Source organism: Pseudomonas sp. NPDC090592, from assembly GCF_044769185.1.
Classification (GTDB): domain Bacteria; phylum Pseudomonadota; class Gammaproteobacteria; order Pseudomonadales; family Pseudomonadaceae; genus Aquipseudomonas.
In genome coordinates this window covers 1-12,487 of the sequence record NZ_JBIVXJ010000056.1, presented here as the reverse complement: position 1 = coordinate 12,487, position 12,487 = coordinate 1, and the positions used below count along the sequence as shown (strand labels likewise).

12 protein-coding genes are annotated in these 12,487 nt (G+C 61.0%); 6 read left to right on the top strand and 6 right to left on the bottom strand.

All coding sequences use genetic code 11. The annotated features are described in order from the left end of the window. Positions 1-203, top strand: a 203-nt coding sequence (locus tag ACIQUI_RS28145; RefSeq protein ID WP_403204292.1) for a hypothetical protein, incomplete at its 5' end; no start/stop codon positions are given. A gap of 30 nt (positions 204-233) precedes the next feature. On the opposite strand, the gene ACIQUI_RS28140 is transcribed toward ACIQUI_RS28145, so the two are convergent. Together ACIQUI_RS28140 and ACIQUI_RS28135 are read right to left on the bottom strand one after the other, a co-directional pair. After that, on the bottom strand, positions 234-755 hold the full coding sequence (locus ACIQUI_RS28140) for an acyloxyacyl hydrolase (protein WP_322363014.1): 522 nt from the start codon (positions 753-755) through the stop codon (positions 234-236). Between the two features lie 332 nt (positions 756-1,087). Then, entirely contained in the window at positions 1,088-1,957 is an 870-nt protein-coding gene (locus tag ACIQUI_RS28135; RefSeq protein WP_403204289.1) for a LysR family transcriptional regulator, read from the bottom strand. Between the two features lie 106 nt (positions 1,958-2,063). On the opposite strand from ACIQUI_RS28135, the gene ACIQUI_RS28130 reads away from it, so the two are divergent. After that, the gene (locus tag ACIQUI_RS28130) at positions 2,064-3,449 is read left to right on the top strand and encodes an aldehyde dehydrogenase family protein (RefSeq protein ID WP_403204287.1); all 1,386 of its coding nucleotides are present in this window, start codon (positions 2,064-2,066) and stop codon (positions 3,447-3,449) included. Between the two features lie 117 nt (positions 3,450-3,566). On the opposite strand, the gene ACIQUI_RS28125 is transcribed toward ACIQUI_RS28130, so the two are convergent. Both ACIQUI_RS28125 and ACIQUI_RS28120 read right to left on the bottom strand, forming a co-directional pair. Next, positions 3,567-5,477 carry a hypothetical protein gene (locus ACIQUI_RS28125; RefSeq protein ID WP_403204285.1) on the bottom strand — a complete coding sequence of 637 codons (1,911 nt, stop codon included), beginning with the start codon at positions 5,475-5,477 and terminating at the stop codon, positions 3,567-3,569. A 229-nt stretch (positions 5,478-5,706) separates the two neighbouring features. Further along, positions 5,707-6,606: a helix-turn-helix domain-containing protein gene (locus tag ACIQUI_RS28120; protein WP_403204283.1), complete on the bottom strand. Its 900-nt coding sequence runs from the start codon at positions 6,604-6,606 to the stop codon at positions 5,707-5,709. A 172-nt stretch (positions 6,607-6,778) separates the two neighbouring features. On the opposite strand from ACIQUI_RS28120, the gene ACIQUI_RS28115 reads away from it, so the two are divergent. The 3 genes from ACIQUI_RS28115 to ACIQUI_RS28105 all read left to right on the top strand — a co-directional run bounded on the left by ACIQUI_RS28115 (position 6,779) and on the right by ACIQUI_RS28105 (position 10,692). Continuing rightward, positions 6,779-8,137 carry a glutamine synthetase family protein gene (locus ACIQUI_RS28115; RefSeq protein WP_403204281.1) on the top strand — a complete coding sequence of 453 codons (1,359 nt, stop codon included), beginning with the start codon at positions 6,779-6,781 and terminating at the stop codon, positions 8,135-8,137. A 157-nt stretch (positions 8,138-8,294) separates the two neighbouring features. Next, entirely contained in the window at positions 8,295-9,383 is a 1,089-nt protein-coding gene (locus tag ACIQUI_RS28110; protein ID WP_403204279.1) for a polyamine ABC transporter substrate-binding protein, read from the top strand. A gap of 13 nt (positions 9,384-9,396) precedes the next feature. After that, positions 9,397-10,692, top strand: a complete 1,296-nt coding sequence (locus ACIQUI_RS28105) for an NAD(P)/FAD-dependent oxidoreductase (RefSeq protein ID WP_403204277.1) — start codon at positions 9,397-9,399, stop codon at positions 10,690-10,692. 107 nt (positions 10,693-10,799) lie between these two features. On the opposite strand, the gene ACIQUI_RS28100 is transcribed toward ACIQUI_RS28105, so the two are convergent. Further along, positions 10,800-11,105, bottom strand: a complete 306-nt coding sequence (locus ACIQUI_RS28100; RefSeq protein WP_403204275.1) for a helix-turn-helix domain-containing protein — start codon at positions 11,103-11,105, stop codon at positions 10,800-10,802. Beyond that, positions 11,086-11,469: a type II toxin-antitoxin system RelE/ParE family toxin gene (locus tag ACIQUI_RS28095; protein WP_403204295.1), complete on the bottom strand. Its 384-nt coding sequence runs from the start codon at positions 11,467-11,469 to the stop codon at positions 11,086-11,088. The genes ACIQUI_RS28100 and ACIQUI_RS28095 overlap by 20 nt, the downstream gene beginning before the upstream one ends. A 211-nt stretch (positions 11,470-11,680) precedes the next feature. Here ACIQUI_RS28095 and ACIQUI_RS28090 point away from each other — a divergent pair, with 211 nt between their 5' ends. After that, positions 11,681-12,358 carry a DUF3313 domain-containing protein gene (locus ACIQUI_RS28090; protein ID WP_403204273.1) on the top strand — a complete coding sequence of 226 codons (678 nt, stop codon included), beginning with the start codon at positions 11,681-11,683 and terminating at the stop codon, positions 12,356-12,358. Positions 12,359-12,487 lie beyond the last annotated feature (129 nt).

Sequence of the window (12,487 nt, the reverse complement as noted above, 5' to 3'; positions counted from 1 at the left end):
GCCAGACCGAGGCGGTCACCTACAACATGGACCAGTACACCGTGGTTGACCTGCTGGCTTTCTACAAGGTCAACGAACACGTACGCCTGAACCTGAACGTGAAGAACGTGTTCAACAAAGAGTACGACGAGGGGGCGTTCAACCTTTACGCCTACCCTGGGGCACCTCGGACAGTGCGGGCTGGGGTTTCTTACACATTCTGAATGGTTGGGGCCGCCGTGCGGCCCCCAGCTTCAGAAACCTTTACTGTAGAACAGCGAGTACGACTCGATCCCGTCGTTGGGCTGCTTGATCCCCGCATTGGAATAATGCATCGCACGGATCCCTACCTTCTGCTCTCCCGGCAACTTCAGGCCAAAGCCGATGCGGTCTTCGAAGTTCACGGCCGAACCCATGCGCTGGTCGCCCACATCGGTCTTGGAAAACGCCGCCAGGCCAATACCCGCCTCGATGTACGGGGTATAGGTGAAACCACTGAACTCGTAGGTAAACACCGGGCTGAAGGATAACGAATGCGCACCACTGGCTTCACCGCCCTCCCAGTAGGTGTAGGCCGCATCCCAATAACCGGTCAGATAACCGGTGCTGCTCTCCAGCCACTTCTTGTCCCAGTCGAACGACATGCCAATACGGTAAGTCATGTCGCCCTGGCCAGTGGCGCCAACGGCACCGGACACCTGCGCGGCCTGGGCCAGGTTGGCCCCTGCAAAGGCCAGCACTGCAGCGGCCAGCGATGCTGCTAGACGGGTTTTCATCAACGACTCTCCTGATAGTCTACACGGCAAGCGGGGGCTCAGGCCCCTCGATTTTATTGAGTGACCGGCGCATCCAGCCCGGTCACACGAAGTAATAGTTTTTTGATTATTGTCCAGATAATCAGAAAGTTGAAAGTGAATTGCCACTATTGGCTAATTCGCTTGCTCAGGAGGAGTCTGGATGGGCTGGCTCAGGTACTGCGCCCGACAAGCGCACATGTGTTTCGAGGATGGCTTACCTACTATCTGATCCTTCAGGCGCAACGGTATTCTGATTAGTACGTGGTCAGGCTCGTGACAGATGGCACTAATGCTTCAATCGAACTTTAAAATCAAGATGTTGCACTGGCTTCCTCAAGCAGTTTCACGAACATGCTCAAGCTGCGCGATACCGTGCCCCGTCGCCACACCAGCCAGGTTTTCAGGTAGCGGAAATCCTCCGACATCGGCCAGGCACTGACTGTGCTGCACCCGGGCATGTTGTCGAGCATGCTGCGCGGCATCATGGCCAGGCCTGCACCAGCGCTGACGCAGGCCAACATGCCGTGGTACGACTCCATCTCGTGAATCTTGCCCGGCACCGCCTGGTCCTTCACGAACCAGTTTTCGAAGTGATGGCGATAGGAGCAGTTGGCGCGGAAGGCGTAGATGCTCTCCCCGTTCACATCCTGGGCGCGGGTGACTGGCGCGTGGTTGAGTGGCGCGATCACCATCATCTCCTCCTCGAACACTGGCATGCCCTCCAATGTCGGGTGCAGCACCGGGCCATCGACAAAGGCCGCTACCAGGCGACCCGACAACACACCTTCAAGCATCGTCCCCGAGGGCCCGGTAGACAGGTCCAGGTCAACTTTCGGGTAGCGCTGGTTATACGCCGCCAGCAAGGCCGGGATGCGTACGGCTGCCGTGCTCTCCAGCGAACCAAGGGCGAAAGTGCCCTGCGGGTCTTCACCGGCCACGGCCAGCCGTGCCTCCTGCACCAGATCGAGGATGCGCCGGGTGTATTCAAGAAAATTCCAGCCGGCAGGAGACAGGCGCAGGCGGCTTTTTTCGCGAATGAACAGTTCGACGCCCAGGTCTTCTTCCAACTGCTTGATACGCGTGGTCAGGTTCGACGGCACCCGATGAATGTGCTGCGCGGCGGCGCTGATGCTGCCCTGCTCTGCCACGGCCTTGAAGATCTCCAGTTGCACCAGGTCCACAGCCTTTCTCCAAACGTGAATGTTTCGCTCATTATTATTCAGTTTTCATTAAAGCCATAGCCCACTAGTCTGGCGTCACTGATTAACAACAACGAGAGTGTCCGCCATGAGCGCGATCAGCAGCCTGACCCACGCCATCTCCCTCGACCCGTACAGCGGCGAGCAGATCGGCGCCTACCCGTTCGATACCGACGCCGCACTGGAAGCGGCGCTGCAACGTGCCAAGGTTGGCTACCGCCAGTGGCGCCAGGTGTCACTGGGTGAGCGCAGCGAGTACCTGCTCGCCCTGGCCAGCACCCTCGAAAACAAGGCCGAAGCTTTTGCCCAGATGATCAGCCGCGAAATCGGCAAGCCGATCGCCCAGGCCCGCGGTGAGGTCAGCAAGTGCGTCGGCCTGTGCCGCTGGTATGCCGAGCACGGCCCGGCCATGCTGGCAGCGGAACCGACCCAGGTTGAAAAAGCCCGTATCGAATACCGCCCGCTTGGCCCGATCCTGGCCGTGATGCCGTGGAACTTCCCGGTCTGGCAAGTGTTGCGTGGCGCCGTACCGGCAATCCTGGCGGGTAACACCTATGTGCTCAAGCATGCGCCCAACGTGATGGGTAGCGCCTACCTGCTGGGCGAACTGTTCAAGGATGCCGGCCTGCCGGAAGGCGTGTTCGAAGTGCTGAACGTGACGCCGGACGGCGTCACCCGCGCCATCAACGACCCGCGCATCGCCGCCGTGACCCTGACCGGTAGCGTGCGTGCAGGCATGGCAATTGGTGCCCAGGCCGGTGCTGCGCTGAAAAAATGCGTGCTGGAGCTTGGCGGTTCAGACCCGTTCATCGTGCTGGCCGACGCCGACCTGGATGCCGCCGTCAAGGCTGCGGTCATCGGCCGCTACCAGAACACCGGCCAGGTCTGTGCTGCGGCCAAGCGCCTGATCGTGGAGCAAAGCATTGTCGAGGAGTTCACGCGCAAGTTTGTAGAAGCCACTCGCGAGCTGAAAGTCGGCAACCCGCTGGACGACGCAACCTACATTGGCCCGATGGCCCGCTACGACCTGCGTGACGAGCTGGATGGCCAGGTGCAGGCAACCCTCGCCGAGGGCGCCACCCTGCTGCTGGGCGGCAACAAGGTCGAGGGCGTAGGCAACTTCTACGCGCCGACCGTGTTCGCCAATGTGACCCCGGACATGACCGCGTTCAAGCAAGAGCTGTTTGGCCCGGTAGCGGCGATCATCACTGCCCGTGATGCCGACCATGCGGTGGAGCTGGCCAACGACAGCGAGTTTGGCCTGGCCTCGACCATCTACACCGCCGACTATGCGCTGGCCGAGCGCATGACCGAAGCACTGGATACCGGTGGCGTGTTCATCAACGGCTACTGCGCGTCCGACCCCCGCGTGGCGTTCGGTGGGGTGAAGAAGAGCGGTTTCGGGCGTGAGTTGTCGCACTTCGGGGTGCGCGAGTTCACCAATGCCCAGACGGTGTGGCTGGACCGTAACTGATTGACAATCTGGGGCTGCTTTGCAGCCCTTCGCGGGCACGCCCGCTCCCACAGGGTAATGCACAATCCTGTGGGAGCGGGCGTGCCCGCGAAGGGCCGCAGAGCGGCCCCCAAAATATCAATCCCTGACCTGGTCCTTGACCCAGTCCAGCATCCCCCCCGGCACGATCAGCTCATGCCGTGCCCGCGAACACGCGGTATACAGCCCCGCCAGCATCCGCGCCCGTTCATTGCGGTTACCCGCCACCTGCGGCGTCACCATCAGCTCCGGCGACACCATCACCCGGGCGAACTCCATGTTCTTTACATCGCGCACCCGGCCGAGAAACAGTTTGGGCGCCTTGTCCCAACGGTAGCGACTCTTGGCTTTGGCAAAATGCTCCGGCGTATAACCTTTGCGCAGCATGTTGGCCACGGCAAGGAAGGCTTTGTCATCCCCCTTGTCCTGCTCCAGCGCCTGCCAACTGGCATAGCGGAACAGCATCGGGTGACGCGGCCGGGTGCCGTAGCGATAGAGCTCGATGCAGTCCTCGACAAACAACTCGAAGTCCTTGCGTGCGCTTTTCAGCAAAATGAACGGCACGCCTTGGTGCGTCAGGCGCTGGAACCAGCCGAACAGGCCCCATTCGTCATCGACAATCAGCGCCGTGGGTTGCTCTGGCACCGTCACTGCATCGAAAAAACTGACCCGGGTGTAGTGCTCGGCACTGCCACTGAACGCCGCCTGGATCGCAGCCGGGTGCGCCTGGATCAGTGGGTTGAGCACATTGTCCATCGCGGGCCCCGCACGCAGGGAGTGGTCGATGCAGCGTTGGCGGATAAAGCTGCCATGGTGTGGGCTGAGACCATTGAGGTTCTGCAGCTCGTCACCCAACGCAATGATCGACTGCGGGCTGCGGTCCAGCACGGCAAGCATGGGTGCCGACAGCTCGTGGGCCTCGTCGACGATCACGTGGGTATAGCGGCTGTCGATCACATAGCCTGTCAACGACAGCAGTTTGACCCGGTGGTAGTCACGCACCGGCAACTGGATTTCCCGTGTAGACGGGCGAATCAGCTCTTGCCAGTACAACCGCGCTTTTTCCAACAGCACTTCCTGGTCCAGCGGTGAGGTACCAGGCCCGGCCCAAGGTAGATGGTGCAATTGCAACTGAGTGTCGGCGCTGTGGCAAAACGTGCGCACGGCGCGGACGCACAAGGCAACCACATCACGCGCGGCAAGCGGGCCGATGTCGGGGATGGCCAACCAGCGCACCACTTGCGCGTCCTGCGGGCGCCACGACAGCTTGGTGCGATAGGGGTCGCGCAGGCGCCAGCCGTTGCCGGTAAGGTCGCGGTTCAGCAATTCGTCGGCCAGCTGGCCAAACGTCAGTGCGGTGTAGGCCGCAGCGTCCTTCACCCGCGCCTTCAGGGCACGCAACTGGCCTTCGGTCAGTGCCAGCAGCAGCGTACGCTGTGGCTCCAGCAGGCGGGCGAACTGGTGAATCAGGAAGGTCTTGCCAGTACCGGCGAAGCCTTGCACTGCCACCGACTCGTCGATGCCACTGAGAAACTCGCGCAGCAAGCGGTTCTGCTGGTCGCTGAGCATCAGGTCGCTGGCCAACGATGGCAGGTACACGGGGTGCAGCGGCGTGGCCCGCTGGCGGTAGGTGTCGGCGAACTGGAAATTCCACTGGCCTTCAGCATCCAGAAGCTCGTTTGCCTGGTACTCGACCTCTTCCGATAAAAGCGCAATGCCGTTTTCGCCCAGCATGCCCAGGCCCATGGCAAAGGCCTCACGATCGAAGTGGCGTGCAACCTGGCCCTGGAAGCGCCCAGGGGCAGCGCTTTCTACTTCGTTGGCGATGCGCACGATTTCGGCGAAACGCCGCTCTTGCGCGTCGGCCGATGCGGTGGCGGGCTGGCGTGGTAGGTTTTGCACGAACAGCACCGCGGCAGCGTCGAGCACGCTGGCGGTGGTGAAGAAGTCGCTATTGGGCTCACTGGCCAGGCGGTCGGCCTGATCGCTGGGCAAAGGCAGGTAGAACATCGTGACCTCGGTTGGAATCAGGCCGGCACGATAGCAACTTTCGGCGCTGATTGTGGAATACCTGTGGGAGCGGGCATGCCCGCGAAGCAGGCCACTCGGTGTATGGCACCGGCCTTGCCGGTGTTCGCGGGCTCGCCCGCTCCCACAGGTCCCTGCTATATCAATGACTTAGCGGTTTATTTTCGAGTACAGGTTCACCTGCGAAATGGCCATTGGGCACACCCCGACCTCAACCCCGGTTGCGCCGCAATGTCTCGCTGGGAAACTCCTTGAACAACTGTTTGTAACTCTCTGAAAACCTTCCCAAATGCCAGAATGACCAGCGCATCGCTACCTCGGCCACAGTGCCCTTGCCATCGCGTAACAGATCACGATGCGCACCGTTCAACCGGCGCAACCGCAACCACTGCGCCGGTGGCATGCCGGTAAATGCCTTAAACGCCTGTTGCAACTGGCGCAGCGAAACCCCTGCAACCTCCGCCAGCTCCACCAGGTTCAAGGTCTCCTCCGGGCAATCTGCCGCCCACTCGCTCACCCGGCGCATGATCGCCCGTTCCTCGTCACGCCTTCCCAGGGCCACGCCCTCCAGGCGCTGGCTGGCGTTATCAAGGATGAACAGGCAATCCTCCAGCAGTTGTTCTGCCAGGGCCTGCCCCTGCAGTGGGCAATCGGCCTGCCCCAGGCGGGTCAAGGTGGCGCTGAGCCAACTGCCGAACAGCGCGTTCTGCCCACTGCCCAGCGGCACCATGAACAACCCTTCCAGGCGTTGCGGGTCCAGGCCATGACGGGCCAGGAAAGCCTGGTCGAATACCACCGCCACTTCCTGATAGTTCTCTGGGGTGATCCAGATATTGCGGCTTTGCTCGTTCAGCAGATACAGGCTGTTTTCACTGCGGTCGAAACAGAACGCCAGTGAGCCGCTCGGCGCTCGAAAAAACTGCTCGACCCGTGTATTGAGCCGCTCCTCATACACCTCCACGCCATCCATCCCCAGCCAGCGAAGCTCACCGCTGAAATGCCCCGGCGACATCTGCCGGTAGTGCTGCTGCCAGCCAGGGGTAGCGCGCACCTGCTCAGAAACATCGGTGGTATGGAAGGCCTGGACTTGCAGCGCATTGGGCGTTGTCACGCGAGATCCTAGTTGCACTCTTTTGGTGCATTGCTTGCCGAAGAAAATGGATAGATCGGCCCCGGGGGCTGAGACCAAGATAGTCTCCAGCGCGTCACCTGGGAAGCGGTTCACCTGACAAGCCCTGTAACAGCTGCCCGCTCCCACACAAAAACCCAACCAAGAGGTCTGTATGAACGCCCCCTTCGATCAGCTGTACACCTGGCTGAAAGAACACCGCATCACCGAAGTCGAATGCGTGATCAGCGACCTGACCGGCATCGCACGCGGCAAGATCGCACCCACTGCCAAGTTCCTGCATGAACGAGGCATGCGCCTGCCAGAAAGCGTGCTGCTGCAGACGGTCACCGGTGACTACGTCGATGATGACATCTACTACAACCTCCTCGATGCCGCCGACATCGACATGGTCTGCCGCCCCGACCCAAGCGCTGTGTACCAGATCCCGTGGGCGATCGAGCCGACTGCCATCGTGATTCACGATACCTTCGACAAGCAAGGCAACCCCATCGTGCTGTCGCCGCGCAACGTGCTGAAGAAAGTGCTCAAGCTGTACGCCGACAAAGGCTGGCAGCCGATCGTCGCGCCAGAGATGGAGTTCTACCTGACCAAGCGCTGTGAAGACCCGGATTTGCCGCTGCAAGTACCGTTGGGGCGCTCAGGCCGTGCCGAGAGTGGCCGCCAGTCGTTCTCGATTGACGCCGCCAACGAATTCGACCCGCTGTTCGAAGACGTCTATGACTGGTGCGAGATCCAGGGCCTGGACCTGGATACGCTGATTCACGAAGACGGCCCGGCGCAAATGGAGATCAACTTCCGCCACGGCGATGCGCTGGACCTGGCCGACCAGATCACCGTGTTCAAGCGCACCATGCGTGAAGCGGCGCTCAAGCACAATGTGGCCGCCACCTTCATGGCCAAGCCGATCACCGACGAGCCGGGCAGTGCCATGCACCTGCACCAGAGCGTGGTCGACATCGCCACCGGCAAGCCGATCTTTGCCAACGAAGACGGCAGCATGAGCCCGCTGTTCCTGCACCACATTGGTGGCTTGCAGAAATACATCCCCAAGCTGTTGCCGATGTTCGCGCCCAACGTCAACTCGTTCCGCCGCTTCCTGCCGGACACCTCGGCACCGGTGAACGTCGAGTGGGGCGAAGAAAACCGCACCGCCGGCCTGCGCGTGCCCACCTCAAGCCCCGAGGCGATGCGCGTGGAAAACCGCCTGCCGGGTGCCGATGCCAACCCGTACCTGGCGATTGCCGCCAGCCTGCTGTGCGGTTACCTGGGCATGGTCGAGCAGATCGACCCCAGCGCACCGGTACAGGGCCGGGCCTACGAGCGGCGCAACCTACGCCTGCCGATCACCATCGAGGACGCGCTGCAGCACATGGAAGACTGCGAAACCGTGCAGCAGTACCTGGGCAAGCAGTTCGTTCAGGGCTATGTGGCCGTCAAACGTGCCGAGCACGAGAACTACAAGCGGGTGATCAGCTCGTGGGAGCGCGAGTTCCTGATGCTGAGCGTCTGAACCCTTCGCACTACCTGTGGGAGCGGGTTCACCCGCGAACACCGGCGAAGCCGGTGCCAGCACCGCGTCGCATTCTTCGCGGGTGAACCCGCTCCCACAGAGTACTAGTCCCCGCCAACACACCAAACTCGAAGAACAAGACCAACGAGGTGTCCCCATGCGTCATCTGCAAGCCCTGATCCCCGCTGCTTTCACCCTGCTGTTCGCCACCACTACCCACGCCACCCCTTCGGTGAGCGTGTACAACTGGACCGACTACATCGGTGACACCACCCTGGCCGACTTCCAGGCCAGCAGCGGCATCAAGGTGGTCTATGACGTGTTCGACTCCAACGAAACCCTGGAAGGCAAGCTGTTGGCCGGGCGCACCGGCTATGACGTGGTGGTACCCTCCAACCACTTCCTGGCCCGCCAGGCCCAGGCTGGCGCCTTTCTGCCACTGGACCGCAGCAAACTGCCGAACTGGCAGCACCTGGACCCCAAGCTGCTCAAGCAACTTGAACAGAACGACCCCGGCAACCAGTACGCCGTGCCCTACCTGTGGGGTACCAATGGCATCGGCTACAACGTCGAAAAGGTCAAGGCAGCGCTAGGCGTCGACCATATCGATTCGTGGGCTGTGCTGTTCGAGCCCGAGAACCTGAAAAAGCTCAAGCAATGTGGCGTGGCATTCATGGACTCGCCCGATGAACTGTTCCCGGCCATGCTCAACTACCTGGGCATGGACCCGCGCAGCGAAAAACCGGCCGACTACGCCAAGGCCGAAGCCCGCCTGCTGGAGTTGCGCCCTTACATCACGTACTTCCATTCCTCCAAATACGTTTCCGACCTGGCCAATGGCGATGTCTGCGTGGCCTTCGGCTACTCCGGCGACGTGTTCCAGGCCGCCAACCGTGCGGTAGAAGCCAAGAACGGCGTGAAAGTGGCCTACAGCATTCCCAAGGAAGGCAGCAACTTGTGGTTCGACCTGCTGGCCATTCCCAAGGATGCCAACAACCCCGAACAGGCCCTGGCGTTCATCAACTACCTGCTCGACCCCAAGGTGATCGCCAAGGTCAGCGCGACGGTGGGCTACGCCAACGCCAACCCGGATGCCAAGGCCTACATGGATGCATCACTGGTAAACAACCCCGAGATCTACCCACCCCAGGATGTGTTGGACAAGCTGTACATCTCCAGCACCCCCAGCCCCAAGATCATGCGCGTCATGACCCGTTCCTGGAGCAAGATCAAGTCCAACCGCTGAGTCGAGAACGCCCATGTCTTTCAATGCTCAACACGCCGCCTCGTACTATGCCGCCACGGCACGCGATGCGGCACCCTACCCCTGCCTGGATGGCGAAGTTACGGCAGACGTCTGCGTGGTCGGCGGTGGCCTGACCGGCGTAAATACTGCCCTGGAGCTCGCCGAACGCGGCCTTTCGGTAGTGCTGCTGGAGGGCCGACGCATCGGCTGGGGCGCCAGCGGGCGCAATGGCGGCCAGCTGATTCGCGGAATCGGCCATGACGTCAGCGGCTTCGCCCGGCACGTCGGCCAGGAGGGGGTGCAATACCTGAAGCAGGCCGGCATCGATTCGGTGGAGTTGGTGGCCAACCGCATTGCCCGCTATGGCATTGCCTGCGACCTGCGCTGGGGCTTTTGCGAACTGGCCAACACCGCAGCCCAGTTCGCCGCCTTCAAGGATGAACAGGGCGAACTTTCGGCCCTGGGCTATCGCCATGAAACACGCCTGGTCGCTGCCGGACAACTGAACGAGATTGTCGCCAGCGACCAGTACGCCGGTGGCCTGGTCGACATGGGCTCGGGTCACCTTCACCCGCTCGATCTGGTTCAGGGCGAAGCCCGCGCGGCATACGGCCTGGGCGTGCGCATTTTCGAGCAAAGCGCGGTGCTGCGCATCGACCACGGCCCCAGCGTGACCCTGCACACGGCTCGCGGCAAAGTCAGGGCAGGCAGCCTGGTGCTGGGCTGCAACGCCCACCTCGATGAGCTGGAGCCCCGCTTGAGCGGCAAGGTGCTGCCGGCCGGCAGTTACGTGGTAGCCACAGAACCCTTGCCCGAAGCGCTAGCCCGAACCTTGATCCCGCAGAACATGGCGCTGTGCGACCAGAAGGTCGGCCTGGACTACTACCGCCTCACCGCCGACCGCCGCCTGCTGTTTGGTGGCGCCTGCCACTATTCCGGGCGTGACCCCAAGGACATCGCTGCCTACATGCGGCCCAAAGTGCTGAAGGTGTTCCCGCAACTGGCCAATGTGCGTATCGATTACCAGTGGGGCGGCATGATCGGCATCACCGCCAACCGCTTCCCTCAAGTCGGGCGCCTGAGCCAGCACCCGAACGTGTATTACGCCCAGGGCTATTCCGGGCACGGGCTGAACGTGACGCACTGGACGGCGAAACTGCTGGCCGAAAGCATCGCCCTCGGCCATAGCCACGGCCTGGATGTGTTCAGCGCCGTGCCGCACCTGACCTTCCCAGGCGGCAAGGCACTGCGTTCACCGCTGCTGGCCCTGGGGATGCTGTGGTATCGGTTGCGAGAGGTGCTCGGTTGATAGCGTGCGGGCGTGCGCGCTGCCTACGGAGGGGGGCGCGCCTGCGATGCGCAAGGTACCTGCACCTAACCCATAATTTTGATGAAGCTGTTTAAATCAGAATTACTTTAAAGAAGAACCTGCAATCCTTTGTTTTTAATCACATTCAATAGTTTCAAGGCCGGTCCCGAAGGGCTAGTTTCGCCCTGTTCCCATTTACGTACTGTCGAAGCGCTGGTATGCAGATGCATCGCAAATACCGGCTGACTGAAGTTGAGTGTCTCACGCAAAAGGCGTATGTCCAGAGCACTGAAATCTCGGACCGGCGCCGGGCACAACTTTTCGTAATCACGAAGCGTGACTTTGCCGATCGCGCCGGCCTCGTGAAGGGTGACAAGGTCGTCACGTAACGATTCAACCAGTTTGCTGCTCACAATCTACCTCCATCAACACACCTGCGCGCAACGCTCGACCAAGCGCTACGGGTGATAAATCCAGAAAGACCTTACCCGCGAATCGCAGCGCTTTCTGCTCTTCATGCGTGACATTTGCCTTGTCGCTTTTAGCAAAGCCATGCAAGAAAACACATCGATTACCTATACGAACAGAGAGCAGGGTTCGATAACCGCTGCGCTTGCCCGCACAATGCGCTGCCACACGCTTCTTGAACAATTCACCGCCCAGACTTGCATCGACCAAGCCTTGGCACATTTCCTCTACTGCCTTACAGAGCATCGCGTCACTCAGCCTGTGAGCGGCCTGCCAACGCGCAAAATCCTTGCGCTTGAAGATCTCCATAACCACATCCCAAACATACCCGTAACGGGCATATTTTTCCAAGAGTGGCTGCAGATGAAAGCCAGTGAGATCCCAAGCCTCTGTAGGATTTTTCAACCATTCAACGCTCGCTGCTCATGAATCAGCAGCCCGGGTTGAACTCGCCCACTGGCCAACTGTCACGCACCTGCTAGCGTTGTTCTGGCCGATCTCTCATGGATGCGCCTTCATCATGAAATCACTGCCTCGCATTACCCTGTTGTGCGCAGCATTGCTTGCCGTGACCGCCTGCTCCAGCAATCGCGTGGACCCCAAGGACTACTCGGGCTTCCTCAAGGATTACAGCCGCCTGCAAGAAGCCAAGAGCCCGTCGGGTGACCCGGTGATGCGCTGGATCGACCCCAAGGTCAATATCAACCAGTACAGCCAGGTGTTCATCGAGCCCAGCCAGTTCTACCCCAAGCCACAGCCGACGGCGGTTATCACGCAACAGACGCTGGGGGAAATCACTCGCTACTTCAATGAAGCCCTGCGCCGTGAGATCGGCAGCGTGATGCCGCTGGCGCAAGGTCCTGGCCCGGGTGTGATCGTGGTACGCCCGGCCATTACTGCAGTGTCTACCAGCAACCAGGGCCTCAAACCCTACGAGGTGATCCCCATCGCGCTGATCGCGGCTGGTGTGAACACCGCCACGGGTGGCCGTGACCAGGATGTGGATGTGGGGGTGGAGGCGGCGTTCCTTGATGGCGGCAGCCAGAAGGTACTCGCCCAGGTGGTACGCAAAGGTGCGGGCCAGGAGCTGGAGAACGATACCCAGAAGCTGACCCTGAATGACGTCAAGCCGGTGCTGGATGGCTGGGCCAAGGACATGCGTGCAAGCTTCCTTGAAGCGAAGCAGAAAGCCCGCTGATTCAACCCTGGCTCGATTGGTTAACGCAATCTGTTGTAATCGATGGACTCGCCCCCGCCGAGGCATCACAGTGCCACGGTGGCGTTCGAAGAAGCCAACGGCAGCGAGGGCGAGACCATGAAAAAGCAT